The sequence below is a fragment of the Paenibacillus sp. FSL H8-0457 genome (assembly GCF_038051935.1).
GTDB lineage: Bacteria > Bacillota > Bacilli > Paenibacillales > Paenibacillaceae > Paenibacillus_AQ > Paenibacillus_AQ lautus_A.
The window spans coordinates 4,876,167-4,895,767 of record NZ_CP150293.1; the positions used below are offsets into that span (position 1 = coordinate 4,876,167).

Here is a 19,601-nt window from a genome sequence, read left to right on the forward strand (position 1 = left end):
TAAAACTTACCCCATGACTGCAAGAATGGACCGGATGTTTCCGTTACGGACTTCATGGGCCCACTTGCCCGTAAGTAGGGGGCCGTCAACCTCGAACGTGTCTCCTCCCGCCGTCGTCAAGGTGAACCGCTGAATCGCAACGCCGTCCTGTCCGAACGTATTTGCCGCGCGCTCGCTGCGATACGTTACCTTGACGGAACCGAGGAAGGTGAACGACACCTCCTGCCGCTCGTCAAACAGCCAAGCCGGAAGCACCGGGTTCAGATGAAGCTGAAGCTCGTTGTCCTCATAACGGAATACTTTTTTTCCGGCCATCATCATAATCCACATGCTTAAGAATTCGGCCGTCGATCCGCTCAGCCTTGCCACAAAACCGCGTCCATGCACATGGGGATCCGGATTGACGCTGCTGGCGATGAACGATGAATTTTCCAGGGTGCTGCGTCCATAAACGGCCGGGTCCAGAAATGGGATAAGCGATGTTTTGATTTCCGAGAAAAACTCGTCGTACAGTCCCGCTTTTAATAAGGAAAGCAAGTATTTATAGGTCATATGCAAAAATACGGATTCCCGCTCCAGCCAGCCGGCCGTGAATGCGCGGATGCGTCCGATTTCATCGCCTTCCCCTTCCAGGCTGACGGACGTCTTATACATCCCCAGCGCGGCATCATATAAATCGGAAGCCTTGATCCGATCATACATCGCTCTCGCCTGACCTTCATTGGCGAGCTTCATTCCCCGAGCCGGGGCTTCGAGAAAATGCGGAAGCGCATATGCTTTGAATTCCAACACTTTGGCGGCAGGCAAGCCATAGCGGGTGATGACCGGGCTGCCCTCCGCATCCCGGATTTCTTCGAACCGCTCCGCTTCAAAGCGGAAGTACGTTGGAACGATTCCGCCTCCCAGCTGCTCGGCACGCTGAATCCCTTCTTCAATCTTGTCCAGGAAAGCCGCGTATATCCTCTTTACGCGCTTCACCGGAATCTCGACCTCCAGGCCGCTGATGCCGTATCGGACGGATGCCCGATAAGACTCGCGCTGCCCAGCTACCCGATCCCAATATCGGAAGGAGTCCAAAACGCCGGTTTGATATTGCTGCACGGCATCATATACGCCCTCTAAATAAGAGGCGATTTCCTCCGGCACCATCACCGTATGATGACCGAACCGCTCGGCAGCCTCCACAATGAATGCCACCATACGCTTCAATTCCATCGTTTCGCTCATCCCGGAGCCGAACAGACCCGGCAATCCGTTCATCGCGTCATTCCAGCCCGGCTTGTTTGCCTCCATCTCAACCCCCATCCCGTAAGGATCGAGCGTTGCCATTTTATTGAGGGATAACGAGATCATTTTGACAAACAGATTCGTACGGTAAATGTCGCCTTGTCCGCCATTCACCCGCAGCCATTCCGCCGCGTTCCGCTTTCTGCCGAGCTTATTCAGCTTCTCCTCGTCCTCCAGCAGCGCGCCGTACTGGCGAACCTTGCCCCGGCTGATCACAACCTTCTCGCTCCGCGGGAGCACATATACCGGGCTGTCAAAGAATGTATAGGCATTCTCGCCAAACAGCAGCTCTTCATATTTGTCGGGATAAATATCCAGGAAACCATCAACCAAATCCATGTTATAGGTCCAGTGGTCCGACCAGAAGCCTTCGCCGAACGAAGCCGCAAAATGCTGTTCGGATATCGTCAGCAATCCCGATAAGAACCGTTCCTCGTTGATCGCCAGCCGAATGCCTTGATCCGATATCGCGTTAATGATTTTGCCCGGGGTGAAATCCCCGGCGCATGCCTTCGCGAGCTTATCATAATCCTCCCGAGCCGCGGAGGCGTGCAGCAGCTCCTCCAATTTCCCCTCCATGCCTGGTGCTACTCGAAACCTCGTGCCTTCTACGCTAAGAGGATTATAACCGTCCGCTTGAATGAGGCTGAAGAACATCCGGATGTTGAACGTGCCCACCTTCGGATTGAAAAACACATCATTTCGGCGGTTCTGATTCATATCCCGGAAATTGCCGTTCCCTTGTGAATAATATTCCGGGGCCAGCGAGAAAAAGTTATAGTCCCGCTCCGGATCCCCGTGCTTGCGGGAATAGAGGTGGACAACCGCTCCTTCCTTCCCGTTATCGAATATGAAAGGATAACCGCCCCGCAGGAAATTGTCCAGATAGGACTGCCGGCTGTATTCATCAAATACAGGCAACCCCGTTTTGGTGGCCACATCATCGGTTAATTCCCGGGTCAATGCCGATGCCTCCTCCCGCTTATCGAGGATATAGGCAGGCGAACACAAATCTTTCGAGCGTTTGTTGATTTTGCCGATATCGTTCACATGACCAACCAGCGTATACACGGTTGCCGTCTCCCCAGGCTCAAGCCGCGCCGATAATCCGCTGAAGCCGCATGGCACTTTGTTCACAGGATACGGCGTGGCTTGCGCCAAGGATTCGATCGAACCCGCGGCAAATCGATCGGGGTGGATCAATGAAGTGTTTCCGCCGAATATCAGCTCAAAATCTACGATAGGTTTGATCAAGTTCCCGTGCTGATCAAACGACAGATAGAAATGGCCGTTCGTAACTTCGGTAACCTCCGCCTCATCATGCGTACTGGAGCGAACCTTATAGAACGGTATGCCCCGGTCCAGATTCTTCACTTCCATCCAGCTTCGCAGCAGATTGCCGACCTCCTTGTACCCGCTGTTCTCGACGCCGTAAGGCAGAATCTCCGGCATACCGTCCAGCAGTTCAAGCGATTCCGTCCGGGCTCCGATATTCGTCACGCTGACCTGGCGGACGAGCGCGGCAAAATCTTCACCGGGCAGCTGAAAATACGAGACCGATGTTCGAAGCCCTTTATCTGCATGCTCCTCCTCGATGACCAGCTCATTCTGACGAATCAGCATCGTTCTCCGTGCCTTCGTGTCCGGCTGAAAGGATTGGAACGGCTCATATACGGCCGGCGTCCCGGCCATCTTGATAAACGTGCGGAAGCCGGTGGCGGATACGTTCTTATACGAGATATTGGCCGGCGAGAATTCCATGATCGGCGAATTCTTGTCGCGTATGCCGAAACTGCTTATCCCTTGGCCCCGATTGACGTAAAAGGTCCACATCGGTATCCCCTTCAATCCGGCAATCCCCGGCAGGAAGCTGGAAAACGGCTTGGCGAGATCATACTGCTCGATAACAAAGGCATCCTTCTCAAAACGATAATTGGACATGTTCAAATCCTCCTTAAATGAGTGCATCATTGAAATCAAGAAGCCGCCTATTTCGAAACCGGTTTCGAAATAGGTTAAAAATGAACCCTGCTCTTTAGGTTCACCTTAGGTGACCGGGCGGCAGGACTCCCGGATCATTAATTCGACTGGCAGCATAACCGACTTCACGGCGGTATCCCGCTCTTCGATTGAAGAAAGAAGGATCTCCGCGGCCACCTTGCCAAGCTGCTCCGTATCCTGGCGGACCGTCGTTAATGCAGGGGTAATGTAGCGGGACATTTCAATATCGTCAAAGCCGATGACCGACACGTCTCCCGGCACGCTCAGGCCATGGTCCAGCACGGCTCGAATCGCTCCAAGCGCGAGCAAATCCCCAGCGGCGTAAACGGCTGTCGGCCGATCCGCGAGCGCAAGCAGCCTCTTCATGGCTTCGTATCCGCTCTCGGTGGAGTAAAAATCGCTGCCGGTTATGTACTCTTCCCTTAGGTTCAGATCCAGCTCACGCAGCGCTGTTTCATAGCCATGTTGGCGCTGCTCGCCTGCAAACGTATTCAATCCGCCCGAAATATGGGCAATGCTGCGATGTCCAAGCGAGTGCAAATACCGGATTGCCAGCATGCTGCCTCCGATATTGTCGGAGTAAACCGAATGCACATGCTCCGGTGACGAATCCAGAATGACGCACGGAATGCCGCTATCCAGCAGCTCCTGGAAATCGGGATCATCGTTGCTCGACAGGATGACCACAACACCGTCGACGCCCCTGATTTTGCAATGCTCCACATAACTGCTTCTTCGGCCGCCGACATCCTTGGAAATGAACATCAGATCATACCCTTTGGATACGGAGATTTTCTTAAAGCTTTCGATGACGGCTCCAAAATAGGGATGCCGAATTCCGGCTCCCGTGGCTTCAACAAAAAGAATGCCGATCGTCCAGGATCGCTTGGTCGTAAGTGACCTGGCATTGGCGTTTGGAAGATACCCCATTTCCTTCGCGGTTTCCAGGATCTTGACCCTCGTCTTTTCCCGGACGTCCGGATAATTGTTGAAGACTTTGGATACTGTCGTAGGCGAATAGCCTGTTTTCTTCGCAATATCGTAAATCGTTGTCAACCTTGGAATCAGCTCCTGCCCTTCGCCGACATAATCTAAGACCATCTCTCTGGTATTAAATTCTACCTGTGCCGGCAGGCACTCGTCAATGTTATTCCGCACATCCGGGCAGGAGCTAAAACTCCCGGTTATCCAAATGACAACGGCTAGGACAAGCTGGCGGAGGCGTTCTGCGCTTTAGCGGAATGATCCGTTTCCTGATGACGAATCATCAGCATGCAGATCAGCGCAAGCAGCATACTGCCGGCGGCGCAATAAAACAGGATCGAATATCCCATACCGTCAATAAGCTTGCCCAGCAGAGGCGGCGACGATATCGCCGCCAGCGAAGATACCAAATAGTACATTCCTGTCCGCGTCCCGATGCTGTCCTCCGTTCCGGTCGATACGATGAAAGGGTAAGAATTGATATTGATACAAGCCCAAAACAATCCGCCAACGGTCAGCAGTACGCGAAGCAGCAGCAGCGATTCTACCCATGGGACGAGCGCAAAGACAATCAGCAGCCCGCTGACGCCGATCAGGATCAGCCGTTTCTTCCCGAATTTACCGCCAAGCCATCCGCTGGGAATCGCAAACAGAACGAAGGCGAGCGAAAAAAACGTCAAGGAAAAGGACGCCTGCGATTCCGTCAGCCCCATCTCATTCTTCCCGTACAGCGTAAACAGCGTCTCAACCCCTTGGTACGCCACGAACCAGAAAAATATGGCCGCCAGCAGCAGTACCGTCGTTCGATTGATTTGGCTTTTAAAGGAAATTTTGGCTCTGGCGGCCGTCTGGGCTTGATAGCCCGGAGCGTCGCGTTTCTCTTGGATGAACGTCTTCAGAATGAACAAAGAGACAAGCGTTACGCCGGCAGCTGCAATGAAAGGCAGCGACGCATGGGCGCTGTACAGCACCGAGCCCACGCCAAATGCCAATATGGACCCCAAGCCGCCCATAAAGTTAATGATGCCGTTGGCTCTGGTGCGTCGCTTCTCTTCCGTTATATCCGGCATCAATGAAACGGTTGGCGAACGATACAGGCTCATGGCCAGGTTCATGAGGACCATGAACAACAACAACGTCGCCATTCCGTTATGAAACGGAATCATGGCCGTAAACAAAGCGCCTAGCGGCATTCCGATAAGCAGGTAAGGCATTCTTCTGCCGTACCGGGTAAGGGTACGGTCGCTTCGGCTTCCAATCCATGGCTGCAAGAACAAGGCAAAGTAATTGTCGATCGTCATAAAAAAACCGATCCATGCGACACTGGATATGTAATCCTCCAGAAAGTAGGGCACAAACGCATTGTACAGCGCCCAAGTAATGCTAATGCTGAAAAAGCCGAAGCCCAGCAGCCATGTTTTCCTCACAAAGTCACGCTCCCTTGGTTTGCAGCAGTCCGTTCAGCACATCCGGATAATCCGTAATAATGCCCGCAACGCCTGCATCCATCAACTCTTTCATCCGTCCTTCGTCATTTACGGTCCACGGATGATAGACGACGCCATGCTGCTTCGCTTCCGTTACCCACTCCGGCAGAACCGCCCGATGGTAAGCGTGCAGGGCATCCGCTTTAGCCAATTTGGCGTATTCCCACGGCTGGTACAGCCCTTCGCCATACAGCAGCCCGGTGCGAATTTCCGGATCAATATGTTTGCATTCCACCAGGGAATAATGATTGAAGCTCGAAATGACGATTTGCTCCGCCATATTGTAATGCCTTACAGCCTCAATCACGCGCTTTTCCAGCTCAGGATATTGGATCGTTCCGTTCTTCAGCTCGATATTAACAATCGTGCCGCGGTTTTGCGTTAATTCCAGCAGTTCTTCCAGCAGCGGAATCCGTTCGCCTTGGAAATCGGCACCAAACCATGAGCCTGCGTCCAGCTTGGCCAGCTCGTCGTATGTATAATCCTTGACAAGCCCCTCGGCCCCCGTCGTGCGGGCAACACTCTCGTCATGGATCAATACCAGCTTTCCGTCCTTCGTCATTTGGACGTCGGTTTCGATCCCGGTAGCTCCCTGCTCCAAGCCTTTGGCAAAGGCAGCCATCGTATTCTCGGGGCATATGGCCGATGACCCGCGGTGTGCGAAATTGATCAATTGTGACATTTGTACTTCCTCCTGAGTGATTAAGTTTTGGTTTTGTACTATAAATATAGCTCGCAAATGTTAGAGCTATGTTATCATTCCATTTTTCATATTCCACATCGGTTGATGAAACCCTGTCATGTCCTCATTAATTTTTCAAATGGTTTGACTGATTTGCATGTTAGGCATATAATTGTTTAGACAAGTATTTTTGAAAACCTGAAATGAAAGGTGTGACTTTTTCTTGAAAATACCTAAACGCAACCCTTCCATCGGTTTTCATCTGGGTTACACCTATCGGCGCGCATCCCAATTGTTTGCCAATGCCCTGAAACCCTATGACATCACCCCCGAGCAATGGCTGGTTCTATACCACATCGGCGAGCACGAGGGGCTGAATCAGAAGGAAGTTGCCGCCAAAGCGGACAAAGACCAGCCCACGACAACCCGTATTCTGGACCTGCTCGAGAAAAAAGGATACACTCGCAAAGCCGTATCGGTTAACGACCGGAGAGCTTTTCAGCTCTTTTTGACAGATACAGGCAAGGAACTGATTGAAGCGACTACAGCCATCGAAAGTCAATGCGGAAGCCAATTAATCGAGGGCATTGACGAGAAGCAATTGGAGATGTTCTGGGACACACTCTCACGCATCAATGCCAACATACACAACTTACACAACAACAGGAGAGATGTTCCACATGAATGATATCAACACGAAACAACCGCTATGGACCAAAGAATTCATCACGTTGATGGTCAGCAACCTTTTTTTGTTCCTGACCCTGCAGATGATGCTGACCACGCTGCCCGCATACGCCAAGGAGGCGTTCACGGCAAGCCCCTTGCAGGTGAGCCTCATAACCAGCCTGTTCGCCTTTAGTGCGATCGCTTCCCGCTTCGTATCAAGCAAAGCGCTGGAAAAAGGAAAGCTGAGGCTGCTGCTGTACGTCGGGCTGCTGATTTCCCTGGCAGCCACGCTCGGTTATTACTGGGCGAGCGGCATAGCCTTCCTGCTGCTGATGCGCATATTGTTCGGCATCGGCTTTGGCATGACAAGCACCTCGTTTCCAACCATGGCATCGGATGTCATTCCAATCAAACGCTTGGGCGAGGGCATGGGGTATTTCGGGCTATCCACTACGCTTGCCATGTCGATCGGTCCCATGATCGGCTTGACGCTGCTGCAAAGCGGCGGTTTCACTCCGCTCGTGTTCATCACGGTCATCATCAACCTTCTGATCTTCCCTCTCGCCTACCTCCTGACATCAAGAGCGGCTAAAAGGAACGCAGAGCGCCCTGCAGCGGTTCAACCCCGAGTTGAGGATAAACCGAAGGGCTCCTTCAACAAAAAGCTGATCCTTCCCAGCGTCCTCAACTTTTTGATGTCGATTACGTACGGCGGACTGCTGAGCTTCATGGCATTGTTCGGAGCGGAGGCTCACCTCCGGAATCCCCAGTATTTTTTCTTGTTCAACGCCATTGCCATCATTCTCGTACGGCCGTTCTCCGGCAGAATTTATGACCGGTATGGACATAAGGCGCTTGTTATACCCGCCGCGATTCTGATGGTATCCGGCTTGCTCCTGCTTACCTTCGCCACATCGACGGGATCCATGCTGTTATCGGCGCTGTGCTACGGCATAGGCTTTGGGGCGATGCAGCCGTCCATCCAGACCTGGATGATTCAGGAGGTTCATCCGCTACAGCGCGGCATGGCCAATGGCATGTTCTTCAACTCCCTGGATTTCGGCGTGGCCATCGGCTCGATCGCGCTCGGCGCCATCGCCAAATCCACATCCTATGCCATCATGTACCGATACTCGGCGATTGCGCTCGTGCTGTTGATCCTGATTTATATCATCATGCAGGCAGCCGGCAAGTCGCGTTCCAAATCCACCACGGCAGTCGAGGACACCGAGGCTACCGTGGCAGGTTAACGAACAAAGCCATAACGAAAAGGCTTCGTCAGCCGGAATGCACGAAAGCAGGGATGATGCTTAGCCACAAGGAAAGGGATCGCCCAGCCAAACTGACCCGGCATATGAGAAAAGGTCTTGTCCATTATTTATGGACAAGACCTTTCTTTTTCAATCCTTGCGGTTTCTTGAAATCGACCCGGTATGAATTCCCTCCGGAATCGTCTTCTTTTGCCTCCGGCTTCACCGCGAATAACGTAAGCAGGCCGCCTACAGCCGCAACAGCTGCCAGCGTGCCAAACATCACCCAGTGGTTCGCGCCCAGCAGGAGAGAAACGACCGGCGGCCCCAGCGATACCCCGATAAAACGCATGCTGCTGTAAAGCGAGGTGATGGTGCCGCGCTGCTCCTTCTCCACGCCTTCCGTCAGCAGCGTATCCATGCACGGCAGCACCATGCCGATCCCGATACCGCCAAGCGTCATCATTCCGACGACAAAATAGATCTGTTCGCTAAAGCCGGTGACGATCAGGGAAGCCGTCAAAATAACCATGCCGGCGAAACCGGTCCACTTCTTTGCCGCTTTGTTTTTGCCCGTAAATTTACCGGCTAAATAAGAAGATAGGCATAATAAAGCCAGTGGAATTGCAAGCACCAATCCTTTTACTACGCCATGTAATTTGTAAGTGCTTTCCAGCGTCTCCGACAAATAAAAAAGAACGCCGAATACGCCAAACATTGCGATGCCGCCGATGGCGAATATCGCATACAACCATCTTCCCTTCTCATGCAAAACCCCCTTGGTCGTTTTCAAAAACTCACGCAGGGATTGTTTATCATTGTTATTCGACTTTGGCGTCTTCACCAGAAAAATGACGAGCACGAGTGAAATCAGGCATAGAATCGGAATCGATATAAAGGGCAAGAACCAGATGAAGCTTCCCAGCAGCGCACCCAATATCGGACTGACAACCTTACCGAACGTGTTGGAGGTTTCAATGATTCCCAGGCTTTTGCTAACCTCTTCTTCCTCTTTGAACATGTCGCCGACAAGCGGGATGACGATCGGGAAGGCCCCCGCTGCGCCGATTCCCTGTAGAAAACGGCCGGCTAATATGACATAATACGCCCCTGTCCCGCTTAGCAGCCAGGCAGCTACCGCGGACACGGCTCCGCCTAACGCCGCAATAATCAAACTCGGGATGATGATCTTCTTTCTTCCATACCGATCCGACAAGTACCCGGCGATCGGAATCAGCAAGATGGCTACAACAGCATACACCGTTATCAGCATACTCACTTTGAAGGAGCTGATCCCCAAAACTTTGGAAATTTGCGGCAAAATGGGAATCAGCATGGAATTGCCTAACGTCATGATGAGTGGTATGGATGCTAGGGCAACCAGATCCCATTTCTTGTTTTCCATGAGAGAAGACCACCTTTGCGTTATCTGTCATCCATATTGTAGGTTCTTTCGCCCAGAATATGCATGACGGCAAGGTGGCCGTTTTTTCCCATATGCAATTTTTCCTTAATTATACTTTAAATCCGGACATCAACTGACGAAGCTTGCCAGACATCACGTTAAGATCTTCAACGGAATTTGTGATTTCTTCCATGGACGCCAGCTGCTCTTCCGTTGCGGCACTGACGCTTTGCGTACCGCCTGCCGTCGTCTCCGTAACCTCCTGGATTCGACGGATCGCGTGAACGAGCTCCCCGGCTCCCGAATTCATCTGTTCGGTTGCAGCGGTGACGCTTTGAATCTGCCCGTTCAATTCGCCGACCGACTGCTCGATTTCCTTAAAGGCTCGCTCGGCTCCTTGCGCCACGTTCATGCCTTCGGTTACTTCCCGGGTTCCCTGTTCCATCACGCCGGCCAGATTCACGATGTCTTGCTGCAGCTCGTGAACGAACTGTCTGATTTCGACGGAGGAGTTCGATGCCTGATCAGCCAAATTCCGGACCTCTGCGGCGACGACCGCAAAACCTCTGCCATGCTCGCCAGCCCGAGCGGCCTCAATGGAGGCATTCAAGGCAAGCAGTGAGGTCTGCTCTGCAATTTCGATGATGATCTGTCCCATCGCCCCGATGTTGGAGGCCTTCTCTCCGAGCGCACGCACGGATTGCGCAGATTGGTCCACGCTGGTACGGATGCCTTCCATCTGGGTTAGCGTATGTACAAGTGCCTGTTCCCCTTCAGCCGCAAGCTTGTTCGCCGCTGCCGCCAGCCCGGAAACGTCTTGGGCTGCAAGCGCGATATGCTTCATGCCTTCCGCCATATCCGTAACGGTCGCCGTCGTTTCCTCCGTATCCTGCAGCTGGTTCTCTACCCCGGCAGCCAGCTCTTCCATAATCCCGGACGTTTGGTGGGAGGCTTGACGGATTTCCTCTGTCGTCGAATGCAGCGTCGAAGCAGCGATACCCACTTTACCTGCAGTATCCTGCACTTGGACGACCAGCTCCCTGAAGCCATCGACCAATTTATTATAAGCATCGGCTACATCCCTGATTTCATCTTTCGTTGTAATGTGTAATCGGGTAACCAGATCACCCCCGCCTTCGGCAATCTTCAGAAGCTGACTGCTCATCTGGTTCAACGGACGGATCGAGCGGGTCAGGAGATAGCCCTGTATGGCAAAATAAACGACGGCGGCCGCTCCGATCAGCATGATGATCAAATTCTGAAACCGGCTGCTGGCCGCAATCTGATCAGCCTGTTTCGCCAGGGTTTCATTTTTATGTACCGTAAACTTTGCGATCAGCTCGCTAAATGACTTGCGCACTTCCCGCTCCTTGTTAAAGGCAGCTTCGTACACCCGGAAAGGGACCGCCTTGTAAAAACCGGTGTCATACCCCAATTTGTTCAATACCTCGGCTATGGCCTCGGAGTATACGACATAACCGGCTTCAATCTCGTTAAATACCTTCTGGTCTTCTTCTGCCGTCATTAAGCCTTTGGTTTCCGCCATGAGTTTAACGACGGACTCCTGTTTCGATTTCAATGAATCTGCAAAGGTCGAATCCCCGGTCAATAAGTAGCCCCGCTCATCATTGGAAACGCCAGTCAATAGGGTCTCCAATTGCGTCAGGTTATAAATAACCTTCTGGTCCTCTTCAATAATCTTGCTGAACCTCTTCTCCGTCATATTCGAAGTGATAAACGCAATGATTACGATAACCGCTGTAACCGTCGCAAGTATCGTAGACGAAAGAATTAATTTTGTTTTTATCTTCATCCGCAAGCACCCGACCTTTGATATAAGTAATATACCCCCATTCCTTTTTTCGTCAAATTTGTGTCAAGAGTGAATAGGCAGGACTACCGTGAAATCGCTTAAATCGAAAATAATTGAAAAAATTTTATTAATCACCGGTCAAATGTTGATAATTTTTGGATAACTCCCTCCTTATGGTATAACAAATGCCATAAATTTCTTATAATGATACGTTCCATTTTTTACCTCCGTTATGAAAACGGGTTTGATTTTCATATAGACATCATGCAAAAAGAGGCCGGCCTGAGACGGGCTCAGGCAGACCTCTTTCCTTTAAGCTTGACCGGAGATAAAGTGACTCTTCTCCCCGATATGATAGACATCCAGTTTATGCATGGCACGCGTACATGCCGTGTAGAACAGCTTACGATCGCTTTCCCGGTGGTACACGTCCTCGGCGCCGTTATAGATAATCACCGCGTCAAACTCCACGCCTTTGGCCAAGTAGGCGGGAACCACCAGCGTTCCCTTTTCGAAGGCCGGCGTGGTTTTTGTGATTAAGCGGGCGGAGATCTCCGCCGACAGCTGCTGATGTACGCGCCTGCTCTCCTCTTCTGTCCGGCAGATCACCGCAACGTATTGGAATCCCTGCTCATGAAGCTCGCGGATATCGGATACGATCGCGCCATGCAGTTCTTCTTCATCGTTCACCCGAACGACTCGAGGAGCTTCCCCTTGCCGGTTGAAAGGAACGATCCGCTCCCCGCCCGGTATCATTTGTCGCGTGAAGTTAACGATTTCATACGTCGACCGGTAGCTTTGGGTCAGATTAATGACCTCCGTATCCTCTTTGCCATACAGACTCACCAGATTCTCCAAGCTTCCGAGCGCCTCTCCATGAGCATAAATGGCTTGGTTGAGGTCCCCCAGCACCGTCATTTTGGCCCGCGGGAACAAACGCTTCAGGAACTCTAGCTGAAATGCGGAATAATCCTGAACTTCATCGACGATGACATGGCGTATCGACGTATTCGTACGGAACCCTTGCAGCAGTTCCTTCAGATAGAGAAACGGCGTGGCGTCTTCGTAAAGCAATGCTTTGTCGTCCAGGGACGCAACGGTAAGATTGCATATTTCATCCCAATGTTCCGGGAGCGTCTCCAAATTTCCCGCCGCCCGGCGGAATAAGGATTCGTCCGTGTACAATTTACGGTACATGCCCTTGACGTCCACATACCGGAACCGCTTGATCCAACGCCGAAGCGGCTTGAGCCGGCTGCTGACCACCATTTTCGCAAGGACATCTTTTTCCTTATCGAAATCGTCAAACGTGTCTGCCTTCCGGTTTTGCTTGCGTCTCATCGTTTGAAAGGCCCGTTGGTAATCTTCCGTATCCAGCAGCTGGATTTGCTCTTCTACCCACGGGGCATCTTTCTCGGTTTGGGCAAACTCCGACAGGCGCTTAAGCATCCATTCCTTCATCAGATCAATGCGGCCAGCGAGCTTAACCGCCGAATCATAGCCATAGAACTGCGACGCCATCTCCTCCGAGCTGACAATCACCTTCCCCTGGAATACGACCGGCTTAAAGAGCATGCCTCCCTTTTCCAGCAGCTCCTTGTATCGTCTGATGGTGTCCAGATAAGCCCCCGAGGATTTATACGATATGCTCTCCAAGCGTGCCCGGTAACGCGGCGAATCATCCGCATTCAACAGGGTTTCCGTTTGCGTGAACACGTCTTCGAGATCGAACTCCTTACCGAGCCGGTGCTCCAGATAGGACTGGAAGGTCGTCTGCTGCATATTGTCCTCGCCGAGCTCGGGAAGCACCGTGGACACATAGCTGTTGAACAGCGGATTCGGGGAGAACAGGATCATCTGGTCGGCCCGGAGCGTCTCCCGGTACTTGTACAGCAGATAAGCGACCCTTTGCAGTGCCGCCGAGGTCTTTCCGCTTCCGGCAGCCCCCTGCACGATCAGCATGCGGGTTTTGTCATTTCGGATGACCGCGTTTTGTTCCTTCTGAATCGTAGCCACGATACTCTTCATGCGGTCATCCGCACTATGGCTAAGCACCTGCTGCAGCAGTTCATCTCCGATGGTCACGCCGGTATCGAACAGCACCTTGATCTCGCCGTTATGGATGACGAATTGGCGCTTAAGCAGCATTTCGCCCTTGACCGTACCCGAAGGCGTCTCATATTGGGCAGGGCCCGGCGCACCGTCGTAATACAGGCTCGAGATCGGTGCCCGCCAGTCGTAAACCAGAAACGTCTCCATCTTTTCGTCCAAAAAAGAACCTGTTCCCAAATAAATGGTTTCCGTCTCTGCAGTTCCATCCTCCTGAAAGTCAATGCGTCCGAAGTATGGGGATTCCACCAGCTTCCTGTACTTTTTAAGCAGCTTGCTGGACTGCAGATGAGCATGCTCGCGTTCGGCGAGCACCTGCGACTGCTGTCTCAGGTTGGTGGACGTTTCGCCCAAATCGTCCGGGTTGCTGAAGTTTACCGTAACTTCGTCCCAGAAGTCCTTCCGCATGTCAATGACGACTTCACGGATATCGCCGACGCTTGCTTCCAGCTGGGATATTTTATTTCCGATTTTTGCTGTTACTTCCGTTACCCGCGCCTGTTCCTCTTTCCAATCTTGATCGCTGATAGCCATTTGTTCATCCCCCTAATATACCGGTTGACAGCGTTAGTTAATCGTGATAAAATACAATTGTGATATTCTAACCACATATCAATAATTTAATGACAAAGCATTGTTAATTATAGCAAGCTGCCGTACATAATTCAACATGGAATCTCAGTAACCGACCCGCCGGGGCGGTTTTTTTATGTTCATATACCATACCATTCCCGAGCCTCAAATGCCAAACTTGCTGCTTGCTGAGATGTATAAAAACAGCCGATCAAATGTGAAATCTTGATCGGCATCCTCATGGCGAGCTCCCTTATTTTCGCAGCCACGAGAACATGGCATCCTCTTGCTCCTTATCATCCACGACTCGGCTGATTTGATCCGCCACCCGATTCAACCGGTCAAGCTGATAGCCGTAGTCGTACATGGAGGCGGCCACCACCGCCAGCCGGAGTCCGCCGGGATTTGAGCCGGGCCCGCACATCACCTGCTCCATGAAAGCTTCATTGTTCTCCGCCATGGTCTCGGCCTCATCCTCGTTCGGCTTAAGTTTATCTTCGAATTTCCACAAAATATGCTCATGGTACTTCATTAACCGCTCCAGATTGTGATCAAACTGTTCGTCGATTTCATCGGATCGATCCGCCTGGAAATAGTGGTTCTCCACCGCATCCAGCACTTCATACCCCTTGCGAAGGGATTGAAGCAGCTGCTTATACACCACGAGCTGTCTTGCTTGACTGTATTTCGCCCGCTTCAGCTTCTTCTGCTCTTCCTCAAACAAATTGTATTTGTCGGACAACGATTTGATGGCCGATTCCAGTTCTTTCTTCTCCGCACGGTAGACCGAATCCTTCATTTCATGGGAGATTGCCGTGCGCAGCAGCAGCGACATTTTGCCAAATACAATATGAATCCGCGTGATGTACTGTTCCTTCGGTTTCGGTGGAAACACAAGAATATTGATGAGGAATGCAGATATGATGCCGATAATCGTCAGAATAAAGCGATTGAGGGCAAAGTCCCATTGTCCGGAAGCTTCCATCACGGATATAACCGTAACAAGCGTAAGTCCGATGGTCTCGCCCATTTTCAGCTTCATGCAAATCATGATCACTAGAATACAGACCAAACCGACGGAAATCGGTTGATTCGATAAAAAATACCCTCCGAGCATGGCCAGAATCGCACCGAGCGTACTGGTCTGCAGCTGGTCCAGAAAATATCTCCACGACCTGTATATCGATGGCTGCATCGCGAAAATCGCGGCGATGGCGGCTACGACAGGTGATTTAAAGTCAAACAGCATGGCTAAATAAAGAGCCAGCGTCACGGCTAGGCCGGTTTTGAACATTCTTGCTCCAAACGCCACGGACAGCCCTCCTTACGCAACCCAATTTCACGTCTAAGCCTACACACCATGATACATACTCCTCCGTTTGAACCGCTATTACATGAATTACCCTTACGCTTCCAATGTTATGCAGTTTCTTCATTGACATCATCCGGGTTGGCCCGCTTCCCCATCCTTTTCTCGTAAGATCGGATCACGAACCCAAGCCAAGCGCAAGAAGCCAGATATCCGCCAACGATATCGCTCGGGTAATGGACGCCGAGATAGATTCGACTAAGTCCGATGCTTAGAATCATCACGATGGAAACGGCAATCAACGTCCCTCTCCCCGCTCTGCTGTCAATATGTCTCCACAACAAGTAAGCGAGCACGCTGTAGAACGAGAAGGCCCCCATCGAATGGCCGCTGGGATAGCTGTATCCCGTAATTTCAATCAGGCGGTTGATGTCCGGCCTTGCACGTTGAAACACCCATTTTAATAATAAATTCAGAATAGATGAACCGAAGACGACCACAATAAGGAGAAGAATCTCCTTGCGGTGGCCCAGAATCCAATATAGCACGGCGATCACGATCAGGCTTAACACGATCACCGGTCCGATGGAGCCTATGAACGACAGCCCGATGGCAATATCCGTAAGCAGCGGATGTTCAAGGGCTTGTACCGTCGTAATGATCGCCAAATCAAGCGCTGCCAGGCTTTCCCGCTTTACCAGCGCCGCCAGAATGACAAATCCGATGAAGCTGATCATCGATATGAGGAATATCCAGCGTTGTCTTCCTGAAGCAGGGTATATCTTCTCTCCGCTCAACTCTCTGTTCTCCTTTGACCTTGTTTCGAAACCGTGCGATTTGGTGAAAACAAGATAATATCATTTTCCTGTCATAAAGGAAAGTCCCAAAGGGATTACATGACAAATATCCCGTAGTCTATGTCAAAATCGCAGGGATTACTCTTTACGAGAATATATACCCAAAAGAAAAGGAGCATGTCATGATGAAGGTTCTAGTAGCCGGCGCGAACGGCCAGATTGGCAAACAGCTTACGTTTCTCCTGCATGAGCATGATGCCTATAGCGTAAAAGCCATGGTTCGGAGGGAGGAGCAGGCAGCCTATTATCGAGAAGCGGGAATAGAGTGCGTTATCGCGAATTTGGAAGGATCGGTCAAGGAACTGGCGGAAGCAGCACGAGATTGCCAGGCAGTGGTTTTCACGGCTGGTTCTGGCGGAGCTACCGGATACGACAAAACGCTGCTGATCGATCTGGACGGAGCCGTCAAGATGGTCGAAGCTGCCGAAGAGGCGAAGGTCCCGCGCTTTGTGATGATTAGCGCGATTGGGGCCCATCATCGAGAATCTTGGAACGGGGACATCAAACCGTATTATGCAGCCAAGCATTACGCGGATCGAATGCTTCGTCACAGCAGCCTCTCCTATACGATCATTCGTCCGGGAGGACTTTTGAATGAGCCTGGTACCGGCCGCATTACGGCTGCGGAGAATATCAAGGGCGGCTCGATTCCGCGCGAGGATGTGGCGAAAACGATCCTGTTGGCGCTGGACGAAGAACATACCTTCCGGCGTTCCTTCGACCTGATTTCAGGCGAAACGCCTATCTCGGAAGCTCTATCGTCACTCTAAGAGCATTTCATATTCAAAAGCAAAATCGCCCCTCAAGCAAAAGCGATACCTTCGTATCTGCTAATGCTTAAGGGGCGATCTATCGTTCTATTCGAATCAGGACCGGATCGCAAAATAAAGAGACACATTGGAACTCCTTCTCGTTACGCACTCAACCGATCCTGGCATTTACGCGCCTGTCTTGTGCAGCATTCGGCTTCGCAGTATGTCTTTTACGGCATCCACCGCTTCTTCTACCCGATCTACCGCCACAACGATAGGAGCGTTGTCCTCATATTGACTGAAGGAGTAATTATATTTGGGATCATAATAATGCTCAAGCAGCAGCTGTATTCCCTGAGCATACCTTCCCTCCTCCAAAGACTTGCCAATTTCCGCGGCGATCGGAGTGTGGATTCGGTTCTTGATTAATTGAAAGGCCGCCAAATATTGCTCTTTATAAGCCGCAGGGTTGTAATCCTCCAGTATCTGGCGAACACGCTCCGCCATCGGCAATTCCAACACGATGGCAACGCCCGACTCCTTCTTCTTCATTAGGAAATCGGGAACGACGATTTTGCCGATCCGTTTGCTCTCGGCCTCAAATAACAAATAAGGCGAATTTTCCAATTGCTTCAGCCGTTCAACCAATTCCGCATCGAAAGTCTTCTGATTGTTGGACTGCAGGCCGATATGCCCGAAGATCGAGCCGCGGTGGCCTGCGAGCCCTTCCAGGTCCACGACGGGGTAGCCTTCCTGCTGAAGCTGCCTTAGCACTGCCGTCTTGCCCGTACCCGTCAATCCGTGAAGGACAAACGCTTCCGCATCCAGACTCTTCTGCTCAAGCGTATCCAGCACATACTTCCGGTAAGCCTTAATCCCACCCGTAATCCGATTGACATGGATATCCATCAGGGACAGCACCGTCGCAGCCGTCCGGCTGCGCATGCCGCCGCGCCAGCAATAGACCGCCTTATCTCCTTCGATCTCTTTGAACTGCTTCACGAAGCTGGGTAGCTTGGCCGACATGATGGCGAGCCCCCGCTCTTTGGCCGCATCCACGCTCACCTGCTTGTAAATCGTCCCGATCTCCGCCCGTTCTTCATCATTGAAGACCGGAATGTTCAGACTCCCCGGAATGGTGGAGTCCTTGTATTCCGAAGGGGAACGGACATCAATCAAAGTAATCTTCTTGCTGTTTTGCAGTTCCAATAATTCTTTCACGGTGATGTCTTGAAACATGTCTGTTCGCTCCTTTATGGTTACACAAACAAAACCCGGCTCATGTTACGCCTCAACGACAATGCGATTCGGATGGTCATGTACGACTTCTCCGATTCTGCCGGCTTCCAGCCCGGCTTGGCGAAGCTCCGCCAGTAATGCTTCGGCCTGCGAGCCGTCAACGGCAATGAGCAGTCCCCCTGACGTCACGGCATCGCACAATATCCATTTATCGATCTGGTCCATGCTATCCGGGAAATCCACGTCGTCCTTCACGTGTTCATAATTGTTTTTGGTGCCGCCCGGAATGACGCCTCCGTCGGCCATTTCCCGAACCCTTTCCAGAATGGGAACGGAAGCCTTGGAAATCCGGATGCCCGTGCCGCTGCCTTTGGCCATTTCGAGCGCATGGCCAAGGAGACCGAACCCCGTCACGTCGGTGCAGGCATGCACATCATAAGGCTCCATCGTCTCGGCAGCCGTTTTGTTCAGTGCCGCCATGACGGCCGTAACGCGGCGAATCTCTTCTTCACTTAACAGATCCTTCTTGATGGAACTCGTCAGGATGCCCACGCCAATCGGCTTCGTCAGAATCAAGGCATCGCCCGGCTTGGCTCCGGCATTGGTTCTTACCCGGTCCGGGTGCACGGTCCCCGTTACGGCAAGGCCGAATTTCGGCTCTTTGTCATCAATGGAGTGTCCGCCAACCAGGGTAACCCCCGCTTCCTTCAATTTATCTCCTGCACCTCTCAAAATATCCGTCAAGACCTGCTTGTCCAGCGTCGATATCGGGAATGCTACGATATTCAAGGCGGTCAGCGGTTTGCCGCCCATGGCATAGATATCGCTGATGGCATTCGCCGCGGCCACCTGACCGAAATCATAAGGGTCATCCACGATCGGCGTAAAGAAATCGACGGTCTGCACCATGGCCAGATCATCCGTGAGACGGTATACGCCCGCATCATCGCTGGTATCCAGACCAACCAATAAATTAGGATTCGGCTCGGCTTGCGGAAGCTTGCGGATGACCTGCGCCAGATCGGCAGGTCCGATCTTACAGCCGCAGCCTCCTTTGGAGGAATACGAGGTTAGTTTTATTTTGTCCGATTGACTCATCATGGGTCTTCCCTTCGTCTTAAGAGTGATTTTAGGCAAAGCACATGCAACAACCCCGGCGTGGATGCTTGGATAACGTCTCATCT

Annotated in this window: 14 protein-coding genes; 3 read left to right on the plus strand and 11 right to left on the minus strand. The window is 51.8% G+C overall.

Annotated elements, in window-relative coordinates; translation table 11 throughout:
- Nucleotides 1-6: 6 nt before the first annotated feature.
- From MHI43_RS21670 to MHI43_RS21685, 4 genes are all read right to left on the minus strand, one after another.
- On the minus strand, nucleotides 7-3,228 hold the full coding sequence (locus MHI43_RS21670; RefSeq protein WP_036663991.1) for a hypothetical protein: 3,222 nt from the start codon (nucleotides 3,226-3,228) through the stop codon (nucleotides 7-9).
- Nucleotides 3,229-3,333: 105 nt separating this feature from the next.
- Nucleotides 3,334-4,344 carry a LacI family DNA-binding transcriptional regulator gene (locus MHI43_RS21675; protein ID WP_015736394.1) on the minus strand — a complete coding sequence of 337 codons (1,011 nt, stop codon included), beginning with the start codon at nucleotides 4,342-4,344 and terminating at the stop codon, nucleotides 3,334-3,336.
- 146 nt (nucleotides 4,345-4,490) lie between these two features.
- On the minus strand, nucleotides 4,491-5,699 hold the full coding sequence (locus MHI43_RS21680) for an SLC45 family MFS transporter (protein ID WP_036663994.1): 1,209 nt from the start codon (nucleotides 5,697-5,699) through the stop codon (nucleotides 4,491-4,493).
- Nucleotides 5,700-5,703: 4 nt separating this feature from the next.
- Complete coding sequence (locus MHI43_RS21685) at nucleotides 5,704-6,441, minus strand: glycerophosphodiester phosphodiesterase (RefSeq protein WP_015736396.1); 738 nt, start codon at nucleotides 6,439-6,441, stop codon at nucleotides 5,704-5,706.
- A gap of 223 nt (nucleotides 6,442-6,664) precedes the next feature.
- On the opposite strand from MHI43_RS21685, the gene MHI43_RS21690 reads away from it, so the two are divergent.
- Both MHI43_RS21690 and MHI43_RS21695 read left to right on the plus strand, forming a co-directional pair.
- Complete coding sequence (locus tag MHI43_RS21690) at nucleotides 6,665-7,129, plus strand: MarR family transcriptional regulator (protein WP_036663997.1); 465 nt, start codon at nucleotides 6,665-6,667, stop codon at nucleotides 7,127-7,129.
- Nucleotides 7,122-8,360 (plus strand): MFS transporter, encoded by a 1,239-nt coding sequence (locus MHI43_RS21695; protein WP_036664009.1) that lies wholly within the window; start codon nucleotides 7,122-7,124, stop codon nucleotides 8,358-8,360. Before MHI43_RS21690 ends, MHI43_RS21695 begins: the two co-directional genes overlap by 8 nt.
- A 124-nt stretch (nucleotides 8,361-8,484) precedes the next feature.
- Here the strand turns inward: MHI43_RS21695 and MHI43_RS21700 are convergent, their stop codons facing one another.
- From MHI43_RS21700 to MHI43_RS21720, 5 genes are all read right to left on the minus strand, one after another.
- Nucleotides 8,485-9,765 carry an MFS transporter gene (locus MHI43_RS21700; protein WP_015736399.1) on the minus strand — a complete coding sequence of 427 codons (1,281 nt, stop codon included), beginning with the start codon at nucleotides 9,763-9,765 and terminating at the stop codon, nucleotides 8,485-8,487.
- A 109-nt stretch (nucleotides 9,766-9,874) separates the two neighbouring features.
- The gene (locus MHI43_RS21705; RefSeq protein WP_036664013.1) at nucleotides 9,875-11,578 is read right to left on the minus strand and encodes a methyl-accepting chemotaxis protein; all 1,704 of its coding nucleotides are present in this window, start codon (nucleotides 11,576-11,578) and stop codon (nucleotides 9,875-9,877) included.
- Between the two features lie 312 nt (nucleotides 11,579-11,890).
- Nucleotides 11,891-14,221, minus strand: coding sequence for an RNA polymerase recycling motor HelD (helD, locus tag MHI43_RS21710; protein WP_036664016.1), 2,331 nt, complete (start codon nucleotides 14,219-14,221; stop codon nucleotides 11,891-11,893).
- A gap of 292 nt (nucleotides 14,222-14,513) precedes the next feature.
- The gene (locus MHI43_RS21715; protein ID WP_015736402.1) at nucleotides 14,514-15,572 is read right to left on the minus strand and encodes an aromatic acid exporter family protein; all 1,059 of its coding nucleotides are present in this window, start codon (nucleotides 15,570-15,572) and stop codon (nucleotides 14,514-14,516) included.
- A gap of 107 nt (nucleotides 15,573-15,679) precedes the next feature.
- Complete coding sequence (locus MHI43_RS21720; protein WP_036664018.1) at nucleotides 15,680-16,366, minus strand: phosphatase PAP2 family protein; 687 nt, start codon at nucleotides 16,364-16,366, stop codon at nucleotides 15,680-15,682.
- A gap of 185 nt (nucleotides 16,367-16,551) precedes the next feature.
- Between MHI43_RS21720 and MHI43_RS21725 the strand changes: the two genes are divergently transcribed.
- Complete coding sequence (locus MHI43_RS21725; protein WP_036664020.1) at nucleotides 16,552-17,196, plus strand: SDR family oxidoreductase; 645 nt, start codon at nucleotides 16,552-16,554, stop codon at nucleotides 17,194-17,196.
- A 168-nt stretch (nucleotides 17,197-17,364) separates the two neighbouring features.
- On the opposite strand, the gene mnmH is transcribed toward MHI43_RS21725, so the two are convergent.
- Both mnmH and selD read right to left on the minus strand, forming a co-directional pair.
- The gene (gene mnmH / locus MHI43_RS21730) at nucleotides 17,365-18,417 is read right to left on the minus strand and encodes a tRNA 2-selenouridine(34) synthase MnmH (protein WP_015736405.1); all 1,053 of its coding nucleotides are present in this window, start codon (nucleotides 18,415-18,417) and stop codon (nucleotides 17,365-17,367) included.
- Between the two features lie 45 nt (nucleotides 18,418-18,462).
- Nucleotides 18,463-19,515 carry a selenide, water dikinase SelD gene (selD, locus tag MHI43_RS21735; RefSeq protein WP_036664021.1) on the minus strand — a complete coding sequence of 351 codons (1,053 nt, stop codon included), beginning with the start codon at nucleotides 19,513-19,515 and terminating at the stop codon, nucleotides 18,463-18,465.
- Between the last annotated feature and the right edge of the window lie 86 nt (nucleotides 19,516-19,601).